Annotated in this window: 19 protein-coding genes; 1 reads left to right on the plus strand and 18 read right to left on the minus strand. The window is 58.8% G+C overall.

The genetic code is table 11. The features are described from left to right. Window positions 1–56: 56 nt before the first annotated feature. From AACY50_RS17240 to AACY50_RS17265, 6 genes are all read right to left on the minus strand, one after another. A complete protein-coding gene (locus tag AACY50_RS17240) occupies window positions 57–692 on the minus strand; it encodes a protein-L-isoaspartate(D-aspartate) O-methyltransferase (protein ID WP_339430763.1) in 636 nt (211 codons plus the stop codon). Window positions 693–733: 41 nt separating this feature from the next. Beyond that, window positions 734–1,483: a 5'/3'-nucleotidase SurE gene (surE, locus tag AACY50_RS17245; RefSeq protein WP_339430565.1), complete on the minus strand. Its 750-nt coding sequence runs from the start codon at window positions 1,481–1,483 to the stop codon at window positions 734–736. Further along, the gene (gene truD / locus AACY50_RS17250) at window positions 1,471–2,529 is read right to left on the minus strand and encodes a tRNA pseudouridine(13) synthase TruD (protein WP_339430564.1); all 1,059 of its coding nucleotides are present in this window, start codon (window positions 2,527–2,529) and stop codon (window positions 1,471–1,473) included. The genes surE and truD overlap by 13 nt, the downstream gene beginning before the upstream one ends. After that, window positions 2,526–2,999 (minus strand): 2-C-methyl-D-erythritol 2,4-cyclodiphosphate synthase, encoded by a 474-nt coding sequence (ispF, locus tag AACY50_RS17255; RefSeq protein ID WP_221732463.1) that lies wholly within the window; start codon window positions 2,997–2,999, stop codon window positions 2,526–2,528. The genes truD and ispF overlap by 4 nt, the downstream gene beginning before the upstream one ends. Before the next feature lie 42 nt (window positions 3,000–3,041). Then, on the minus strand, window positions 3,042–3,887 hold the full coding sequence (gene fghA / locus AACY50_RS17260; protein WP_339430563.1) for an S-formylglutathione hydrolase: 846 nt from the start codon (window positions 3,885–3,887) through the stop codon (window positions 3,042–3,044). A 65-nt stretch (window positions 3,888–3,952) separates the two neighbouring features. Continuing rightward, the gene (locus AACY50_RS17265) at window positions 3,953–5,065 is read right to left on the minus strand and encodes an S-(hydroxymethyl)glutathione dehydrogenase/class III alcohol dehydrogenase (protein ID WP_339430562.1); all 1,113 of its coding nucleotides are present in this window, start codon (window positions 5,063–5,065) and stop codon (window positions 3,953–3,955) included. 106 nt (window positions 5,066–5,171) lie between these two features. Here AACY50_RS17265 and AACY50_RS17270 point away from each other — a divergent pair, with 106 nt between their 5' ends. After that, entirely contained in the window at window positions 5,172–6,068 is an 897-nt protein-coding gene (locus tag AACY50_RS17270; RefSeq protein ID WP_339430561.1) for a LysR substrate-binding domain-containing protein, read from the plus strand. A gap of 27 nt (window positions 6,069–6,095) precedes the next feature. Here AACY50_RS17270 and ispD read toward each other — a convergent pair whose 3' ends face one another. From ispD to fabZ, 12 genes are all read right to left on the minus strand, one after another. Then, window positions 6,096–6,803, minus strand: coding sequence for a 2-C-methyl-D-erythritol 4-phosphate cytidylyltransferase (ispD, locus tag AACY50_RS17275; protein ID WP_339430560.1), 708 nt, complete (start codon window positions 6,801–6,803; stop codon window positions 6,096–6,098). Next, a complete protein-coding gene (ftsB, locus tag AACY50_RS17280; protein WP_339430559.1) occupies window positions 6,800–7,078 on the minus strand; it encodes a cell division protein FtsB in 279 nt (92 codons plus the stop codon). Before ftsB ends, ispD begins: the two co-directional genes overlap by 4 nt. Before the next feature lie 169 nt (window positions 7,079–7,247). Next, the gene (eno, locus tag AACY50_RS17285; RefSeq protein WP_339430558.1) at window positions 7,248–8,537 is read right to left on the minus strand and encodes a phosphopyruvate hydratase; all 1,290 of its coding nucleotides are present in this window, start codon (window positions 8,535–8,537) and stop codon (window positions 7,248–7,250) included. 157 nt (window positions 8,538–8,694) lie between these two features. Next, window positions 8,695–9,540: a 3-deoxy-8-phosphooctulonate synthase gene (gene kdsA, locus AACY50_RS17290; RefSeq protein ID WP_339430557.1), complete on the minus strand. Its 846-nt coding sequence runs from the start codon at window positions 9,538–9,540 to the stop codon at window positions 8,695–8,697. Between the two features lie 5 nt (window positions 9,541–9,545). Beyond that, window positions 9,546–11,177, minus strand: coding sequence for a CTP synthase (locus AACY50_RS17295; RefSeq protein ID WP_339538899.1), 1,632 nt, complete (start codon window positions 11,175–11,177; stop codon window positions 9,546–9,548). Between the two features lie 274 nt (window positions 11,178–11,451). Continuing rightward, window positions 11,452–12,768, minus strand: a complete 1,317-nt coding sequence (gene tilS, locus AACY50_RS17300) for a tRNA lysidine(34) synthetase TilS (RefSeq protein WP_339507505.1) — start codon at window positions 12,766–12,768, stop codon at window positions 11,452–11,454. Between the two features lie 144 nt (window positions 12,769–12,912). After that, on the minus strand, window positions 12,913–13,860 hold the full coding sequence (locus AACY50_RS17305; protein ID WP_038357918.1) for an acetyl-CoA carboxylase carboxyltransferase subunit alpha: 948 nt from the start codon (window positions 13,858–13,860) through the stop codon (window positions 12,913–12,915). Between the two features lie 139 nt (window positions 13,861–13,999). Next, entirely contained in the window at window positions 14,000–17,521 is a 3,522-nt protein-coding gene (dnaE, locus tag AACY50_RS17310; RefSeq protein WP_339430554.1) for a DNA polymerase III subunit alpha, read from the minus strand. 76 nt (window positions 17,522–17,597) lie between these two features. Then, on the minus strand, window positions 17,598–18,224 hold the full coding sequence (gene rnhB, locus AACY50_RS17315; RefSeq protein ID WP_339430762.1) for a ribonuclease HII: 627 nt from the start codon (window positions 18,222–18,224) through the stop codon (window positions 17,598–17,600). A gap of 11 nt (window positions 18,225–18,235) precedes the next feature. Then, window positions 18,236–19,366 carry a lipid-A-disaccharide synthase gene (lpxB, locus tag AACY50_RS17320; RefSeq protein WP_339430553.1) on the minus strand — a complete coding sequence of 377 codons (1,131 nt, stop codon included), beginning with the start codon at window positions 19,364–19,366 and terminating at the stop codon, window positions 18,236–18,238. Window positions 19,367–19,368: 2 nt separating this feature from the next. Continuing rightward, window positions 19,369–20,145: an acyl-ACP--UDP-N-acetylglucosamine O-acyltransferase gene (gene lpxA / locus AACY50_RS17325; protein ID WP_339430552.1), complete on the minus strand. Its 777-nt coding sequence runs from the start codon at window positions 20,143–20,145 to the stop codon at window positions 19,369–19,371. Further along, on the minus strand, window positions 20,142–20,582 hold the full coding sequence (gene fabZ / locus AACY50_RS17330) for a 3-hydroxyacyl-ACP dehydratase FabZ (protein ID WP_042557884.1): 441 nt from the start codon (window positions 20,580–20,582) through the stop codon (window positions 20,142–20,144). Before fabZ ends, lpxA begins: the two co-directional genes overlap by 4 nt. Between the last annotated feature and the right edge of the window lie 77 nt (window positions 20,583–20,659).

Consider the following 20,659-nt stretch of genomic DNA (forward strand, 5'->3'; position numbering starts at 1 on the left):
GCCACCGAAGTAAGACCAAAGCGAACGAAAGGAATTCAGCGCCTTTGAATATATGCTCAGGCCAGCGGCCCATTGAGCAAAGGCACGAATCGCACAGCGCCCAAAACGTGTCGGGAAAAGCCGTGCTCTTCGCGCACGATCAGCATCAGTTGCTGTTCTTCACCCGAGCCTACCGGGATCACCAGGCGCCCGCCCGGAGCCAACTGATCGAGCAACGCTTGCGGCACGTCGGTGGCCACGGCAGTGACGATAATACCGTTGTACGGCGCCAGTGCCGGCCAGCCTTCCCAACCATCGCCCCAACGGAACACCACGTTGCGCAAGTTCAGTTCGACCAGACGTTCCTTGGCGCGATCCTGCAAAACCTTGATGCGCTCAACCGAGAAGACCCGCTCCACCAGTTGCGACAACACGGCGGTCTGGTAACCGGAGCCGGTACCAATCTCCAACACCTTGTCCAGCGGCCCGGCCTCCAGTAGCAACTCGCTCATGCGCGCCACCATATAAGGCTGGGAGATGGTCTGGTTGTGGCCGATCGGCAACGCCGTGTCTTCATAAGCGCGGTGCGCCAGCGCTTCGTCGACGAACAGGTGACGCGGCGTGCGCCGGATCACTTCCAGTACCTTAGTGTTGGACACACCCTCTTCGTACAAACGCTGAATCAGACGCTCGCGCGTTCGCTGGGAAGTCATGCCGATGCCGCTACGCATTCTGTCTTCGTGTTCACGAGCCATCAGCGCAGCCCCTCCAGCCAGCCGTCGAGCCCTCTGAAGGCATCGTTGAAGGTGCGATCAAGCTGCAACGGAGTAATCGAAACATAGCCCTGCATCACGGCATGGAAATCAGTCCCGGGGCCGCCGTCTTCAGCATCGCCGGCGGCGGCAATCCAGTAACCAGACTTGCCGCGCGGATCGACCACTTTCATTGGCGCCGCCGCCCGAGCGCGATGACCGAGTCGGGTCAACTGAATGCCGCGAATATGATCAATCGGCAGATTGGGAATGTTCACGTTGAGCACCGTGCGCGGCGGCAGATCGAGCCCGGCATGGGCCTCGACCAGCTTGCGCGCAAAGTAGGCCGCCGCAGGAAGATTATCCACCTGACGTGAGACCAGCGAAAAGGCGAACGAAGGGCGCTCGAGAAACCGGCCTTCAAGGGCTGCCGCCACTGTCCCGGAATACAACACGTCATCGCCGAGATTGGCGCCGAGGTTGATACCGGAAACCACCATATCCGGTTCGCGCTCCAGCAAACCATTGAGGCCCAGGTGCACGCAGTCGGTCGGTGTGCCATTGAGGCTGATGAAGCCATTGGCCAGATATTGCGGATGCAATGGACGGTCGAGCGTCAGCGAACTGCTGGCGCCGCTTTTGTCCTGCTCCGGGGCGATAACCACGCATTCGGTGTAATCCGCCAGCGCAGCATAAAGCGCGGCGAGACCGGGTGCGGTTACCCCATCGTCGTTAGAAATCAGAATACGCATGGGCTGTCCGTCTGCCCCACCGGCACCAGATCAACGAGCTCGCGCACCAATACGGTGGCGAAGCATCCGGCCGGGAGGACGAATTCCAGTTGCAGAATGTCAGGCTGGGGATAATGCCACGTCAACCCGCCAATGGGCAGTCGCAGGATGCGACGTTCGTGGCTCATGCCGGCGTGAATCAACCAGTCACGCAGTTCTGCTTCACGGGCGGCAATCCCCTGTTCCAGATCATGGACAGCGCCAGCGGTCGGAGCGTCACCTTCGCCCCACTGCGGGCCGGTCGGGTGCAGATCGAGAATCGCCAGACGCGGATCGCTGCACTCGGCTTCACCGGCCGGGAAAAAGCTGCGGCTATCGGTGAACGCCAACAGATCGCCGACCAGCGCGCGCTGCCAGGTGCCATCAGCGACCCGCGCCGCCAGCACCTGATTGAACAGAAAACTGCGCGCCGTCGACAGCAGGCGCGAACGCACATTGCGCTGCTCTGGCAAGGCCTTGCGCGCCGCCCATGCACGCGCATCGACGACGTTGCCACCGTCATGGCCGAAACGCTGGGCGCCGAAATAATTGGGAATGCCTTGTTTGGCGATCAACTGCAGACGCTGCTCGATCGCCGCCTTGTCGCCGGCGAACTGGGTCAGGCGCAAGGTAAAGCCGTTGGCCGAATGCGCACCACGTTGCAGCTTGCGCTTATGGCGGGTGGTCTTGAGGATTTTCAGTGTGTCGTTTTCCGCCGCCGACAGATCCGGGTCAGCCTTGCCCGGCAGTTGCACGCTGAACCACTGACGGGTCAGCGCCTGCCGATCCTTGAGCCCGGCGTAACTGACGGTGCGCAACGGGACGCCGGCAGCCTTGGCGATACGCCGCGCGGCCTCTTCAGTGTTCAGACCCCGTTTTTCGACCCAGATCCACAAGTGTTCGCCATCGCCGCTGAACGGGATGTCGAGCACTTCATCGACCTGAAAATCTTCCGCGATGGCTTTCAGTACCGCAGTGCCGAGGGGTTCGCCATAGGCCCGCGGGCCGAGCAATTGCAGTTCATTCATGCGCGCAGCAACAAGGCAACGGAGTGCACGGCGATGCCTTCTTCGCGACCGACAAAGCCAAGCTTTTCGGTGGTGGTAGCTTTCACGTTCACTTGATCCAACTCAACTTGTAGATCCGCAGCGATCAGCGCGCGCATCGATTCGATATGCGGGGCCATTTTTGGCGCCTGGGCGACGATGGTGTTGTCGACATTGCCGACTTTCCAGCCTTTGGCGTGGATCAACCCGACCACATGACGCAGCAATGCGCGACTGTCGGCGCCCTTGAACTGCGGGTCGGTGTCCGGAAAGTGTTTGCCGATATCACCCAGCGCAGCTGCGCCGAGCAAGGCATCGCTCAAGGCGTGCAGCAGGACGTCACCGTCAGAATGAGCGAGCAGCCCGAAGCCGTGTGCAATCTGCACGCCGCCCAGAGTAATGAAATCGCCTTCAGCGAAACGGTGCACATCATAGCCGTGGCCAATACGCATAAAAAACGCCCCGATTTTTGTCAGGGCGTGATTCTACCTGCATTAACCGCGCAGAGCGCGTGCGTGATGCTGCAAGTGGTCGTCTATGAAGCTTGAGATGAAGAAATAACTGTGGTCGTAGCCCGGTTGCAGGCGCAACGTCAGCGGATGGTTCGCTTGTTTTGCCGTTTGTTGCAGGGCTTCGGGTTTAAGCTGGGTGGCCAGGAAGTCATCCCGATCACCTTGATCAACCAGCAGCGGCAGCTTTTCGTTGGTTTCGGCGATCAGCGCGCAGGCATCCCATTCTTTCCACTTCGAACGGTCTTCACCCAAATAGCGCGAAAACGCCTTCTGCCCCCACGGGCAATCCATCGGGTTGTTGATCGGCGAAAAGGCCGACACCGATTGGTAACGCCCGGGATTACGCAACGCACATACGAGCGCGCCGTGACCGCCCATGGAGTGGCCGCTGATGCTGCGCTTATCGGAGGCCGGAAAATGCGCTTCAACCAGTGAAGGCAATTCCTGCACGACATAGTCATGCATCCGATAGTGCCTCGACCACGGTTCCTGCATGGCATTGAGATAAAATCCGGCACCGAGGCCGAAGTCCCACGCACCTTCAGGATCGCCCGGCACATCAGGGCCACGCGGACTGGTGTCCGGCGCCACGATGATCAAGCCGAGCTCGGCGGCCATGCGCATGGCGCCGGCTTTCTGCATGAAGTTTTCATCGGTACAGGTCAGGCCCGATAGCCAGTACAGCACCGGTAACTTGCCGCCCTGCTCCGCCTGTGGCGGCAAGTACACGGCAAATACCATGTCGCAGCCGAGCACATCCGAGCGATGGCGATAGCGCTTGTGCCATCCACCAAAACTTTTCTGACAGGAGATATTTTCCAGACTCATGTAAAGACTCCTACGCGGCCGACGCTGCAAGCCTTCAAGACTTGCAGCCATGACGTCGCGATTGATCAGAAATGAATGACGGTACGAATGCTCTTGCCTTCGTGCATCAGGTCGAATGCCTTGTTGATGTCTTCCAGGCCCATGGTGTGGGTGATGAACGTATCCAGTGGAATTTCACCGCTTTGGGCCATGTCGACGTAGCTTGGCAGCTCGGTGCGACCACGCACGCCACCGAACGCCGAACCGCGCCAGACGCGCCCGGTCACCAGTTGGAATGGACGAGTGGAGATTTCCTGGCCCGCACCGGCCACGCCGATGATCACCGACTCACCCCAACCCTTGTGGCAGCATTCCAGCGCTGCGCGCATCAATTGCACGTTACCGATACATTCGAAAGAAAAGTCGACACCGCCGTCGGTCATGTCGACGATCACTTCCTGGATCGGACGATCGAAGTCTTTCGGGTTAACGCAATCGGTGGCACCCAACTGTTTGGCGATCTCGAACTTGGCCGGGTTGATATCGATGGCGATGATGCGCGAAGCCTTGGCCTTCACGGCGCCGATGACCGCCGACAGGCCAATGCCGCCGAGACCGAAGATCGCTACGGTGTCACCCGGCTTGACCTTGGCGGTGTTGATTACGGCGCCGATACCGGTGGTGACGCCACAGCCCAGCAGGCAAACCTTCTCCAATGGCGCGTCCTTGGCGATCTTGGCCACGGAGATTTCCGGCAACACGGTGTATTCGGAAAAGGTCGAAGTCCCCATGTAGTGGAAAATCGTTTCGCCTTTGTAGGAAAAACGCGAAGTGCCGTCCGGCATCAAACCTTTGCCCTGGGTGGCACGAATCGCCTGACACAGGTTGGTCTTGCCCGACTTGCAGAATTTGCACTGGCCGCATTCCGGGGTGTACAGCGGGATCACATGATCGCCAACGGCAACCGAGGTGACACCTTCGCCGATAGCTTCAACGATGGCGCCGCCTTCGTGGCCGAGGATCGATGGAAAGATGCCTTCCGGGTCAGCGCCGGACAACGTGTAAGCGTCAGTGTGGCAAACACCGGAAGCCACCACGCGCAGCAACACTTCACCCGCCTTGGGCATGGCGACATCGACTTCTACGATTTCCAGCGGCTTCTTGGCCTCGAAGGCAACGGCGGCGCGCGACTTGATCATGCTGACTCTCCAGTGAATAAAAACGAGACACGCAGTGTAGTTCAGCGCCAACTGATGAATAATCCGAACAAAAGCAAAACATTATTGCCACACAGGGATAATCCCGATGACCGACAACCGCTGGGAAGGCATCGATGAATTCGTCGCCGTTGCCGAATGCAGCCAATTCACCGCCGCTGCCGAACGCCTTGGTGTTTCTTCCTCACACATCAGTCGACAAATCGTACGACTGGAAGAGCGTTTACAGACACGCTTGCTCTACCGCAGCACTCGTCGAGTGGCACTGACCGAGGCCGGCCAAACCTTTCTGCAACATTGCCAACGCTTGCAGGACGGGCGAGAAGAAGCTCTGCGCGCGGTCGGCGATCTGACCAGCGAACCCAAAGGCATGCTACGCATGACCTGTGCCGTGGCATACGGCGAACGTTTTATCGTGCCGCTGGTGACGCGATTCATGGGGCATTACCCGCAACTGCGCGTTGACATCGAACTGAGCAACCGTCAACTCGATTTGGTGCATGAGGGTTTGGATCTGGCGATTCGCCTGGGCCGGTTGCAGGACTCGCGACTGGTCGCTGCTCGCTTGGCGCCACGGCGCATGTATCTGTGTGCGTCGCCGTCCTACCTGGAAAGGTATGGCCGCCCACACAGTTTGTCGGAACTGAGCCGGCACAATTGCCTGATCGGCAGCTCGGATATCTGGCAACTGGAACAGAACGGGCGAGAATTTTCCCAACGGGTGCAGGGAAACTGGCGCTGCAACAGTGGGCAAGCGGTGCTGGATGCGGCGCTGCAAGGGGTCGGTCTGTGTCAGTTGCCGGACTATTACGTGCTGGAGCACCTGCACAGCGGCGCGTTGATTTCGTTGCTGGAGGCCCATCAACCGCCGAATACCGCGGTGTGGGCGCTGTATCCGCAGCAGCGGCACCTGTCGCCGAAAGTGCGAAAACTGGTGGATTTCTTGAAGGAAGGGTTGGCCGAGCGGCCTGAGTATCGCAACTGAGGGATGGGTTGTTTATGCGACCGGGATTCAGCGGCGATTGGCCCAACGCTGACGCAGCCACTCCAGATCTTCCGGCCGGGTCACTTTGAGGTTATCCGCGCGCCCCTCGATCAGACGCGGCGCCAGACCAGCCCACTCCATCGCCGAGGCCTCATCGGTAATCACTGCCTGCGCGACCAGACTGTCCGCCAACGCTCGGTGCAGCGCACCAAGGCGAAACATCTGTGGCGTATAAGCCTGCCAGATCACACTGCGATCAACGGTTTCGACAACACGACCATGCTTGTCGACCCGTTTGAGCGTGTCGCGCGCAGGCACCGCCAGCAAACCGCCCACCGGGTCAGTGGCCAGTTCGGCAAGCAACCTGTCGAGGTCATCACGGCTCAGGTTAGGTCGTGCCGCATCGTGCACCAGCACCCAATCGTCATCGTCGGCACCCTGCGCATTCAGATGCAGCAAGGCATTGAGCACTGAGCCAGAACGTTCGGCCCCGCCGTCTACCCGCTGAATACGCGGATCGTTGACGCAAGCAAGGTTCGGCCAATAAGGATCATCAACAGCAAGACTGACCACCAACCCCATGAGGCTCGGGTGATCGAGGAAACAGCCGAGGCTGTGTTCGAGAATTGTGCGCCCGTCCAGTTGCAGGTATTGCTTGGGACGGTCCGCGGCCATTCGGGCACCCACGCCCGCGGCAGGAATCACGGCCCAGAAGGCCGGCAGCGAATCGTTCATTGAGCCAACTGATAAAGGGTTTCGCCGTCCTTGACCATGCCCAGTTCATGGCGAGCTCGTTCCTCAACGGTCTCCATGCCTTTTTTCAGCTCACTGACCTCGGCGTCCATCACCCGATTGCGCTCCAGCAAGGCTTCGTTCTCGGCGTGTTGATCAGCAATCTGCTGATTCAGTTCGGCGACCTGCGCCAGACTGCCATCGCCCACCCACAGACGGTACTGCAGACCGGCCAGTAGCAAGAGCAACACTAGAAACAACCAGTAGGGACTGCGCATCGAATATCAGGTATCCAGTGAAAAAAGACAGCCATGCAAAATTTGAAACGTCTGATAGCACGAAGCCTGGAAGAACCAGGCTTGTGCTTTCAAGGCATCAGATTAGTGGCAAATCCATCGCTGTCACGACTTTTCCGACACAATCCGGTGTCCTTCCATCAGTTTGCGCTTAACCGCGGAACTCGCTACGACCGTTGTACTTGGCTTTGCCATTCAACTGCTCTTCGATACGCAGCAGTTGGTTGTACTTGGAAACGCGGTCGGAACGGCACAGCGAACCGGTCTTGATCTGGCCAGCCGAGGTGCCCACAGCCAGGTCGGCAATGGTCGAATCTTCGGTTTCGCCCGAGCGGTGCGAGATCACGGCGGTGTAACCGGCAGCCTTGGCCATCTGGATGGCTTCCAGGGTTTCGGTCAGCGTGCCGATCTGGTTGAACTTGATCAGGATCGAGTTGGCGATCTTTTTATCGATGCCTTCTTTCAGGATCTTGGTATTGGTCACAAACAGGTCGTCGCCAACCAGTTGAACCTTCTCGCCGATCTTGTCGGTGAGGATCTTCCAGCCAGCCCAGTCGGACTCGTCCAGACCGTCTTCGATCGAGATGATCGGATAACGTTCGGTCAGGCCTTTGAGGTAATCGGCAAAACCTTCAGCGGTAAATACCTGACCTTCGCCGGACAGGTTGTACTTGCCGTCTTCGTAGAATTCGCTGGCCGCGCAGTCCAGCGCCAGGGTCACGTCGGTGCCCAGCTTGTAACCGGCGTTGGCTACGGCTTCGGAGATCACTTTCAAAGCGTCTTCGTTGGACGCCAGGTTCGGTGCGAAACCGCCTTCGTCGCCAACAGCGGTGCTCAGGCCACGAGCCTTCAGCACAGCTTTGAGGTGATGGAAAATCTCGGTGCCCATGCGCAGACCTTCCGAGAAAGACTTGGCGCCGACTGGCTGAACCATGAATTCCTGGATGTCGACGTTGTTATCGGCGTGCTCGCCGCCGTTGATGATGTTCATCATCGGCACCGGCATCGAGTAAACACCCGGAGTGCCGTTCAGGTTGGCGATGTGCGCGTACAGCGGCAGGTCCTGATCCTGTGCAGCAGCCTTGGCCGCAGCCAGGGACACGGCGAGGATGGCGTTGGCGCCCAGGGTTGCTTTGTTTTCGGTACCGTCGAGCTTGATCATCGCGTGATCCAGGGCTTTCTGGTCGCTTGGGTCGGCGCCCAGCAGCAGATCGCGGATCGGACCGTTGATGTTGGCTACCGCTTTGAGCACGCCCTTGCCCAGGTAACGGCTCTTGTCGCCATCACGCAGCTCGAGCGCTTCACGCGAGCCAGTGGATGCACCGGATGGCGCGCAGGCGCTGCCGATGATGCCGTTGTCGAGAAGCACGTCCGCTTCCACGGTGGGATTGCCACGGGAGTCGAGAACTTCACGACCTTTGATGTCGACGATTTTTGCCATTGTTGTAAACACTCCAAAGTTGACGAAAACGACGCAGCTAGAGGAAATCTTTTTACCGTCGGCAAGGGGTGTGCAGCGGGCAGTCTTGCAGACGATAACGCTCATGCCCGAGGGCATGAGCGACAAATCGTGCGGTACTTTACCGGAGAATTGAGGTTTACGCGGTTTCTACCGTCGGAAAACTCTTCACCAGTTCGTCCAAAGCTTTGAGCTGGGCCAGGAATGGCTCCAGTTTGTCCAGACGCAAGGCGCAAGGGCCATCGCATTTGGCGTTGTCCGGGTCTGGGTGGGCCTCAAGGAACAGACCCGCCAAGCCCTGGCTCATGCCAGCCTTGGCCAGATCCAGAACCTGTGCGCGGCGACCGCCGGCGGAGTCGGAACGACCGCCAGGCATTTGCAGCGAGTGAGTCACGTCGAAGAACACCGGGTACTCGAACTGCTTCATGATGCCGAAGCCGAGCATGTCGACCACGAGGTTGTTGTAGCCGAAGCTCGAACCACGCTCGCAGAGGATCAATTGATCGTTACCCGCTTCCACGCACTTGTTCAGGATGTGTTTCATTTCCTGAGGGGCGAGGAACTGGGCTTTCTTGATGTTGATCACGGCATTGGTCCTGGCCATCGCGACAACCAGATCGGTCTGGCGCGACAGGAAGGCCGGCAACTGGATGATGTCGCAGACTTCAGCAACGACCTGAGCCTGATCAGGCTCATGGACGTCGGTGATGATCGGCACGCCAAAGGCTTGTTTGATGTCCTGGAAGATGCGCATGCCCTCTTCCAGGCCAGGACCGCGATAAGAGGCCACAGAAGAACGGTTGGCTTTGTCGAAGCTGGCCTTGAACACGTAAGGGATGCCGAGCTTTTCGGTAACCTTCACGTACTCTTCGCAAACCTGCATGGCCATGTCACGGCTTTCCAGCACGTTCATGCCGCCGAACAGCACCATGGGTTTGTCGTTGGCAATTTCGATGTCGCCGACGCGGATGATCTTCTGTGCCATCGGGGTTACGCCTTCTTCTGGTGTTGAGCCAACGCTGCTTTGACAAAACCGCTGAACAGCGGATGGCCATCGCGTGGTGTCGAGGTGAACTCAGGGTGGAACTGGCAAGCCACGAACCATGGATGATCCGGTGCTTCAACCACTTCAACCAGCGCAGCATCAGCGGAACGACCGGAGATTTTCAGGCCGGCTTCGATGATTTGCGGCAGCAGGTTGTTGTTCACTTCGTAACGATGACGGTGACGCTCGACAATCACGTCCTTGCCGTAGCAATCGTGCACTTTGGAGCCGGCTTCGAGCAGGCAATCCTGAGCGCCGAGACGCATGGTGCCGCCCAGGTCGGAAGCTTCGGTACGCACTTCAACGGCACCGGTCGCATCTTCCCACTCGGTGATCAGGCCCACGACCGGGTGACCGCTGGCGCGATCGAACTCGGTGGAGTTGGCGTCTTTCCAGTCCATTACGTTACGGGCGAACTCGATGACTGCCACTTGCATACCCAGGCAGATACCCAGGTACGGAACCTTGTTTTCGCGAGCGTACTGAACAGCGGTGATCTTGCCTTCCACGCCACGCAGACCGAAGCCGCCCGGCACCAGAATCGCGTCAACACCTTCGAGCAGCGCAGTGCCCTGGTTTTCGATGTCTTCGGAGTCGATGTAGCGCAGGTTGACCTTGGTGCGGTTGCTGATGCCGGCGTGACTCATCGCTTCGATCAGCGACTTGTAGGCGTCCAGCAGCTCCATGTATTTGCCGACCATCGCGATGGTGACTTCGTGTTCCGGGTTCAGCTTGGCATCAACCACTGCTTCCCACTCGGACAGATCAGCGCTGCCGCATTGCAGGCCAAAACGCTCGACAACGAAATCGTCCAGGCCCTGGGAATGCAGGATGCCCGGGATCTTGTAGATAGTGTCGGCGTCTTCCAGCGCGATCACCGCACGTTCTTCAACGTTGGTGAACTGAGCGATTTTGCGACGCGACGAGATGTCGATCGGGTGATCGGAACGGCACACCAGCACGTCTGGCTGCAGGCCGATCGAACGCAGCTCTTTTACCGAGTGCTGGGTTGGCTTGGTTTTGGTCTCGCCGGCCGTGGCGATGTACGGCACCAAGGTCAGGTGCATCAGCATCGCGCGCTTGGCGCCGACTTCGAAACGCAATTGACGAATGGCTTCGAGGAACGGTTGCGACTCGATGTCACCCACGGTGCCACCGATCTCGACCATGGCCACGTCAGCATCGCCAGCCCCCTTGATGATGCGGCGCTTGATTTCGTCGGTGATGTGCGGGATCACCTGGATGGTTGCACCCAGGTAGTCACCACGGCGCTCTTTGCGCAGCACGTGCTCGTAGACACGGCCGGTGGTGAAGTTGTTGTTCTGGGTCATGGTCGTGCGGATGAACCGCTCGTAATGGCCCAGGTCCAGGTCAGTCTCGGCGCCGTCATGGGTGACGAACACTTCACCGTGCTGGAACGGGCTCATCGTGCCCGGGTCAACGTTGATGTACGGATCCAGCTTAAGCATGGTGACTTTAAGCCCCCGCGCCTCCAGGATGGCCGCCAATGAAGCCGAGGCAATGCCTTTCCCCAATGAAGAAACAACACCGCCCGTGACGAATATGTAGCGCGTCATGAAAAACCCTAGAAGTCTGCGTTAAAGCGGTACGAGCCGCCGGGGAAAGCGAAGGAAGGCCGAAGCCCCCGATCACCAGCATTAATCACAGTGCACCTTTCAAAAAAACCGCCGCGTTGGGACAGACCGGCAGATGAAACACCGGTACGTTGTGCGCTACACATTTTTTGGAATCGCCCAGCAAAGACTGCTTGGTAATCGGCAACTCCTGCAATTCAGGCGAATCCACAGAAGTTGTATCAAGAAGGGAGCGTAGTCTACCGGAATGCCCCTTTCATCTCAAACCTTGATCTTCGTCTGTTGGCTGCCAACTCATTTTCCAGCCGTCCTGCTCGTGGCCATCAAGTCCCGGCAGGTTCGCCACCGCGAGCAATTCGTCACCGCGAAAAAGCAGCGGCAATCTGCCACGCACGAAACCCGGCACCGCACGCTCATTGAGCAACCGTTTGAGGTCGCGATGGCCGCGATCCGCCAAATGCATCACTTCGCCACCCTGCCGATAGGCAATGCGTAACGGGCCGCAGGGAGCCTGACCGCTGAACATGACCCCCCCGTTATGGGGCAAGCTTAGCGGCGACGCCGGTGCCTGCCACTCGCCGTCGATCACTGGAGCGCGCAGCCAGTCGCCACTGAGCCACCACAGACGACCGGCACTGCGATGCAACTCGCCATCGGCCAGACGCCAGACCGGCGAAGCATCGTGACTGGCATTGCACAGATCCGCCCAACCCGACCAATGGTCGGTGTCAGGCAAACGTGTCAGCGGTTCGAGCCAATGACTCAGCGCATTTCGTTGCCGGGGGGCGGTGAGAGCGCAAAGTGGCGCCAACGCCAGAGACGGCAAGCGCAGCCATTGGAACTCATGAGGCGTTGCAGCCTGTGCCAGATCGATTTGCGCCAATTCATCGAGCAAACCCTGCGCCTCACGCAGATGCGCAGCGCTGCGCGCCATGCTTGCTTGCGCTTGCGGCCAGCGACTGCTCAGCAGCGGCATGACCTGATGGCGCAGGTAATTACGCGAGAACTGACGATCCTGATTCGACGGGTCTTCGATCCAGTGCAATTGATGAGCTTGTGCGTAGGCCTCCAGTTCAGCCCGAGGGACATCAAGCAAAGGTCGAATCAGAACACCCCGCCCCAGCGCTCGCTGGCTCGGCATGCCCGATAATCCTCTGACACCTGCGCCACGCAACAGACGAAACAGTAATGTTTCGGCCTGATCATCCCGATGCTGACCGGTCAGCAGCACATCATTGGCCTGCGTCAGCGCACCGAACACCGCATAACGCGCATTGCGCGCCGCTCGCTCCAGACTCGCACCCGGTTGCACCGTGACCCGCTCCACTTGCAATGGAACACCCAGCGCATCACAGAACGACTGGCAATGCTGTGGCCACGCATCCGCCGCAGGCTGGAGGCCGTGATGAATGTGGATGGCGCTTAGCGCCGGAAGGGATTGGTCTTTTACGAGATCGGCAAGCAGATGCAGCAGGACGGTCGAGTCGAGACCACCGGAGAAAGCGACGCGCCATGCAGTGGCGTTGCGCCAAGCTGCAAGATTCAGCAGAAGCCGGGAAGGCAGATCACTCACGGACTGACCCCTATCTAACTCTTTGCCCAAATCAAAGTGGGAGCGGGCTTGCTCGCGAAGGCGTCTCAACATTCAACACATCTGTCGACTGTTATACCGCTTTCGCGAGCAAGCCCGCTCCCACATTGGGTATTGCGCGATCTGTCAGAGACCGTAGCTCATCAGTCGATCGTAACGGCGCTTGAGCAGCGCTTCGTTGTCGAACTTCTTCAGCATTGCCAGCTGCGAGCTCAGCTCGGCACGAATCGAGGCAGCGGCAGCGGCCGGATCACGGTGAGCGCCGCCCAAAGGCTCGCCGATCACCTTGTCAACGATGCCCAGACCTTTCAGGCGCTCGGCAGTGATGCCCATGGCTTCAGCAGCGTCCGGCGCTTTTTCGGCGGTTTTCCACAGAATCGAAGCACAACCTTCCGGCGAGATCACCGCGTAGGTCGAGTACTGCAGCATGTTCAACTGATCGCAAACACCGATGGCCAGTGCACCGCCTGAACCACCCTCGCCGATAACGGTGGCGATGATCGGGGTCTTCAGGCGCGACATCACACGCAGGTTCCAGGCGATGGCTTCGCTCTGGTTACGCTCTTCGGCGTCGATACCTGGATAGGCACCCGGGGTGTCGATGAAGGTCAGGATCGGCATTTTGAAACGCTCGGCCATTTCCATCAGACGGCATGCCTTGCGGTAGCCTTCCGGACGCGGCATGCCGAAGTTGCGGCGTACTTTTTCACGGACTTCGCGGCCCTTCTGGTGACCGATGATCATCACTGGCTGGTCTTCCAGACGAGCAATGCCCCCCACGATCGCAGCGTCGTCGGAGAAGTGACGGTCGCCGTGCAGTTCATCGAACTCGGTGAAGATGTGTTCGATGTAGTCCAGGGTATACGGGCGTTTCGGGTGACGCGCCAAGCGTGCGATCTGCCAGCTGGTCAGCTTGCCGAAGATGTCCTCGGTCAGCGTTTTGCTCTTGTCCTGCAGGCGGGAGATCTCATCGCCGATATTCAGCGAATTGTCATTACCGACCAAGCGCAACTCTTCGATCTTGGCTTGCAGGTCGGCGATCGGCTGTTCGAAATCTAGAAAATTCGGGTTCATAGGCGTCCGTCTTGGGTCGTATCCCAAATGAGCTTGGGTCGGCCGGTTGTCTATTCGCGCCCTACCTTAAGGGAGAGGCGCGCTAAGGTCGAGATTAAAAATTCAGGTTTCGGGCAAGCGCAATGATGGCACCTGCCGCTCAACGGTATTGGAGGAAGACGTTGTCTCGCCCGAACTGGTCACGCAAGGCTTGAATCAACGCATCCGCCGGGTCGATGCGCCAGGTCTCGCCAAACTGCAGCAAGGTCTTCGCATCGGGGCTGGTGTACTCCATGGTGATCGGACACGCCCCGCGATGACGCTTGAGCAAATCACCCAACCAGCGTAGCTGATCGCCTTTGAGGTCCTGGGTTTGCAGCTTCAGGCGCAGGCTTTCGGCAAGGTTGGTGCGCGCATCTTCCATGCTCATCACGCGCTTGACCCGCAGGCGCAGGCCGCCGGAGAAGTCATCGTTGCTGACCTCGCCTTCAACCACCACCATCGCGTCGGTCTGCAACAGCGACTGCGCGGAATGGAACGCTTCGGCAAACAGCGACGCTTCGATCCGGCCGGAGCGGTCGTCGAGGGTGATGAAGCCCATCTTGTCGCCCTTCTTGTTCTTCATCACCCGCAGGGCAATGATCATCCCGGCCACGGTTTGCGTATCGCGCGCCGGTTTCAGGTCGATGATGCGCTGGCGGGCGAAACGGCGGATCTCACCTTCGTATTCGTCAATCGGGTGACCGGTCAGGTACAGGCCCAGGGTGTCTTTTTCACCCTTGAGGCGCTCCTTGAGGGTCAGCTCCTTGGCTTTGCGATGACTGGCATAAACGTCAGCATCTTCCTCGACGAACAGACCGCCAAACAGGTCGGCGTGACCACTGTCGTGGGTGCGGGCGGTTTGCTCTGCAGCCTTGATCGCCTCCTCCATCGCCGCCAGCAACACCGCGCGATTACGGTCGATATTGGCCTGATAAGCCTTTTGTTCGTCGTGAAAATAAGGCCCCAGACGATCCAGTGCACCGCTGCGAATCAAACCGTCGAGCGTGCGCTTGTTGATGCGCTTGAGGTCGACACGGGCGCAGAAATCGAACAAATCCTTGAACGGGCCTTCCTGACGCGCCTCAGTGATTGCTTCTACCGGGCCTTCACCGACCCCTTTGATCGCGCCGAGGCCATACACAATGCGGCCGTCGTCGTTCACCGTGAACTTGAACTCCGAAGTATTCACGTCTGGCGCGTCGAGACGCAGCTTCATCGTGCGAATTTCTTCGATCAAGGTCACGACCTTGTCGGTGTTGTGCATGTCCGCCGACAGTACCGCAGCCATGAACGGCGCCGGGTAATGGGTTTTCAGCCAGGCAGTCTGATACGAAACCAGACCGTAAGCGGCGGAGTGAGACTTGTTGAAGCCGTAACCGGCGAATTTTTCCACCAGGTCGAAAATGTTACCGGCGAGGTCGGCGTCGATATTGTTGGTCTTGCAACCTTCAATGAAACCGCCGCGCTGTTTGGCCATCTCTTCGGGTTTTTTCTTACCCATCGCCCGACGCAGCATGTCCGCACCGCCGAGGGTGTAACCGGCCATGACCTGGGCAATCTGCATCACCTGTTCCTGATACAGGATGATGCCGTAAGTCGGTGCCAATACTGGCTTGAGGCCCTCGTACTGGTAATCCGAGTGCGGGTACGCCAGTTCGGCGCGACCGTGCTTACGGTTGATGAAGTCGTCCACCATGCCGGACTGCAGCGGGCCCGGACGGAACAGCGCTACCAGTGCGATCAAGTCTTCCAGGCAGTCGGGCTTGAGCTTTTTGATCAGCTCTTTCATGCCTCGGGATTCAAGCTGGAACACCGCAGTGGTTTCAGCTTTTTGCAGCAACTGGTAAGTCGGTTTGTCATCCAGCGGGATGAACGCGATATCCAGCGGTGGTTCGTCGACCTTGGCGCGGTCTCGGTTGATGGTCTTTAGCGCCCAGTCAATAACCGTCAACGTCCGCAGACCGAGGAAGTCGAACTTCACCAGACCGGCAGCCTCAACATCGTCCTTGTCGAACTGGGTTACCAGACCGTCACCGGCCTCGTCGCAATAGATCGGCGAGAAGTCGGTCAGTTTGGTCGGTGCGATCACCACACCACCAGCGTGCTTGCCGACGTTACGCACAACGCCTTCGAGCTTGCGCGCCATCTCCCAGATTTCCGCCGCCTCTTCATCGACCTTAATGAAGTCGCGCAGGATCTCTTCCTGCTCGTAGGCTTTTTCCAGGGTCATGCCGACTTCAAACGGAATCATCTTCGACAGACGATCCGCCAGGCCGTAGGACTTGCCCTGTACCCGCGCCACGTCACGCACCACAGCTTTTGCCGCCATGGAACCGAAGGTGATGATCTGGCTTACCGCGTTGCGCCCGTATTTCTCGGCCACATAGTCGATCACCCGATCACGACCGTCCATGCAGAAGTCGACGTCGAAGTCGGGCATCGATACCCGTTCCGGGTTAAGGAAACGTTCGAACAGCAGGTCGTATTCCAGCGGGTCGAGGTCGGTGATTTTCTGCACATAGGCCACCAGCGATCCAGCACCCGACCCACGACCTGGTCCAACCGGTACGCCGTTGTTCTTGGCCCACTGGATAAAGTCCATCACGATCAGGAAATAACCGGGGAAGCCCATCTGGATGATGATATCCAGCTCGAAATTCAAGCGGTCGACGTACACCTGACGCTTGGCTTCGTAGTCTTCGGTGGTGTCTTTGGGCAACAGAACCGCGAGCCGCTCCTCCAGACCGTCGAAGGACACCTTGCGGAAGTACTCATCGATGGTCATGCCATCGGGAATCGGGAAGTTGGGCAGGAAGTGCGTGCCCAGTTTCACATCGATATTGCAGCGTTTGGCAATTTCGACGGTGTTTTCGATGGCGTCAGGAATGTCGCTGAACAGCTCGGCCATTTCCTCGGCGCTTTTGAGGTATTGCTGATCGCTGTAATTCTTCGAACGCCGCGGATCGTCGAGGGCGCGGCCCTCACCGATGCAAACGCGGGTTTCGTGGGCGGCGAAGTCTTCCTGCTTGATGAAACGCACATCGTTGCTCGCCACCAGTGGCGCGCCCAGCTTGTCGGCCAGAGCCACAGCACCATGCAGTTGCTCTTCATCGTTGGGACGGTTGGTACGCTGGATTTCCAGATAAAAACGATCCGGAAACACCGCCATCCATTCACGCGTCAGAACCTCAGCTTCAGCCGGGTTACCGCCGATGAGGGCCATGCCGATCTCGCCTTCTTTGGCGGCAGACAGCATGATCAGGCCTTCGCTGGCCTCGGCGACCCACTCTCGCTCGACGATGATCATGCCATTGCGCTGACCTTCAATGAAGCCACGGGAAATCAGCTCAGTGAGATTGCGATAGCCCTTGGCGTTCATGACCAACAGGCTGATCCGGCTCAGCGGCGCATCCGGATCCTTGTTCGACAGCCACAGGTCAGCGCCGCAGATCGGCTTGATCCCTGCGCCCATGGTGTTTTTATAGAATTTGACCAGGGAACACATGTTGTTCTGATCGGTGACCGCGACGGCCGGCATGTTCATGCCAGCCAGGGCCTTGACCAGTGGCTTGATCCGCACCAGCCCGTCGACCAGGGAGTATTCAGTGTGCAGGCGTAGGTGAACGAATGAAGCCGGCATAGTGATCCTGTCCAGTTACATAGAGACAACAAGGCCCGGATTGTACCGGGCCTCGAACAAAACATCAGCCTTGCGACTAAACCTGCGTCAGGCCTTCCAGCGCCTCATATGCCTGACGCACCGGGGCGAACGAGCGCCGGTGAATCGGGGTCGGCCCGAGCCGGGACAATGCTTCCAGATGAACGGGCGTCGGATAGCCTTTGTGGCCGCCAATGCCATAACCCGGGTAAATCAGTTCGAACGCAGCCATTTCGCGGTCACGACTGACCTTGGCCAGAATCGATGCCGCAGCAATGGCAGGCACCTTGCTATCGCCCTTTACAACCGCTTCGGCGCGCATCGGCAGTTTCGGGCAGCGGTTGCCATCGATCATCGCCAGTTTCGGCTGGATGTGCAGCCCGGCCACGGCGCGCTGCATGGCCAGCATGGTCGCGTGCAAAATATTCAATTCATCGATTTCTTCGACTTCGGCGCGAGCGATGCACCAGCTCAGGGATTTTTCGATGATCTCGTCGTAAAGCTTTTCCCGTTTGGCTTCGGTGAGTTTCTTCGAGTCGTTGAGCCCGACGATAGGGCGGTTCGGATCGAGGATCACCGCTGCCGTCACCACTGCACCGCACAACGGGCCGCGACCGACTTCATCGACGCCGGCGACCAGTTCTTCAACTTCGGCGACCAACGTGAAATCCAGGCCCATTTGCATGCTTGTCTTGCTCATCGTGATTGACCGATCAGGTTAAGGACGGCATGCGCCGCCTGATTGGATGCGTCCAGACGCAGCGTGCGGTGAATCTCGTCGAAGCCGCGAGTCTGCTCTTCACCGCCCTCGATCAAGGGCGACAGGGTCTGGGCAAGCGCCTCGACAGTTGCATCGTCCTGCAACAACTCCGGAACCAGCAGACGCTGGGCCAACAGATTTGGCAGCGATACATACGGGCTCTTGACCATGCGTTTGAGAATCCAGAACGTCAGCGGTGCCAGACGATAGGCAACCACCATCGGCCTCTTGTACAACAGCGCTTCGAGGGTTGCCGTACCGGAGGCGATCAATACGGCGTTACAGGCAGCCAAGGCCAGATGAGACTTGCCATCGAGCAAGGTCACCGGCAAATCGCGGCCAGCGAGCAGTTCTTCAAGCTGCAAACGGCGCTCCGGGCTGGCGCACGGCATGACAAAGCGAACGCCCGGACGCATCGCGCGCAGGCGCTGGGCGGTATCGAGGAACAGTGCGCCGAGGCGACCGACCTCACCGCCACGACTACCAGGCATCAGCGCGATCAGCGGCCCATCAGGCAATCCCAACTCGGCACGCGCAGCCGCACGATCAGCCTCCAGCGGAATGGCATCGGCCAGCGAGTGACCGACGAAGCGTACCGGTACGCCTTTCTCTTCGTAGAATCTGGCTTCGAACGGGAAAAGGGTGAGCATCAAATCGCAGCCTTCGCGAATCTTCAGCACGCGCTTCTGCCGCCACGCCCACACCGACGGGCTGACGTAATGCACGGTTTTGATCCCGGCCTGACGCAGCTTGAGTTCGATATTGAGGTTGAAGTCGGGGGCATCGATACCGATGAACGCGTCCGGTTTTTCGGCAATCAGCGTGGCAATCAGCTCTTTACGACGCTTGAGCAACTCGCGCAAACGACCGAGGACCTCAACCAGCCCCATGACCGACAAGCGCTCCATGGGAAAGTACGAGGTCAGACCTTCCGCCTGCATCAACGGACCGCCGACACCGATGAACTCGACCGACGGATGCTGTGCCTTGAGGGCACGCATGAGGCCGGCACCCAAAATGTCACCGGAAGCTTCACCCGCCACCAGCGCAATACGCAAATTGGCCATGATCAGCGGGTGATGCCGCGTGTCGACGACTGGATGGAATCGCGAAACACCGCGACTTCCGGGAACAGAGCAGCAGGCTCGGCCAGTTGAGCCAGTGCCTGCTCGACTGTCAGCCCTTGGCGATAAACGGTCTTATAGGCACGACGCAATGCGTGGATAGCGTCTTCGCTGAAACCGCGACGGCGCATGCCTTCGAAATTCATGCTGCGCGCCTCGGCCGGGTTGCCAAACACGGTGACAAACGCGGGAACGTCTTTACCGATCGCGGTACCCATGCCTGAAAAGCTATGGGCGCCAATGTGGCAATACTGGTGAACCAGGGTGAACCCGGAGAGGATCGCCCAGTCGTCAACATGCACATGGCCGGCCAACGCCGTGTTGTTGACCAGGATGCAGTTATTGCCGATGACACTGTCGTGACCGATGTGGGCATAGGCCATGATCAGGTTGTGATCGCCCAGCGTGGTTTCCGAACGGTCCTGCACGGTGCCACGGTGAATCGTCACGCCTTCGCGGATGACGTTGTGGTCACCTATCACCAGTCGGGTCTCTTCACCTTTGTACTTCAGATCGGGCGTGTCTTCGCCTACCGAGGAAAACTGGTAAATGCGATTGTGCTTGCCGATACGTGTCGGGCCTTTGAGGATCACATGCGGCCCGATCACGGTACCCTCGCCGATTTCCACACCTGCGCCGATGATCGACCAAGGGCCGACCTCGACGCCGTCTGCCAGAACGGCCGACGGATCGATGATTGCGCGAGGGTCAATCAAACTCATACTTTTTGTTCCGCGCAGATGATCTCGGCCGAGCAGACCGGCTTGCCATCGACCGAAGCCTGGCATTCAAACTTCCAGATCTTGCGTTTACAGCTAATGAACGTGGCTTCAAGGATCAACTGGTCGCCAGGCTTGACCGGTTGGCGGAAACGCAGCTTGTCGGAACCAACGAAGTAATAAAGGGTGCCGTCCGCCGGTTTGACGTCGAGCATTTTGAAACCGAGGATCCCGGCAGCTTGAGCCATCGCTTCGATGATCAGCACGCCTGGCATGATTGGATGCGCCGGGAAGTGACCATTGAAGAAAGGTTCATTGATGCTGACATTCTTGTAGGCGCGAATGCGCTTGCCTTCAGTGTCCAGATCCACCACCCGGTCCACCAGCAGGAACGGGTAACGGTGAGGCAGGTATTCGCGAATCTCGTTGATGTCCATCATTTCGGGGGGAAGCCTATGTAAAGATTGGGAGCGCGACTGACGCGCACTCCTCTAGCAAATCAAGGAGGCAGTCTAGA

Source organism: Pseudomonas sp. RA_15y_Pfl2_54, from assembly GCF_963971015.1.
Lineage (GTDB): Bacteria > Pseudomonadota > Gammaproteobacteria > Pseudomonadales > Pseudomonadaceae > Aquipseudomonas > Aquipseudomonas baetica_A.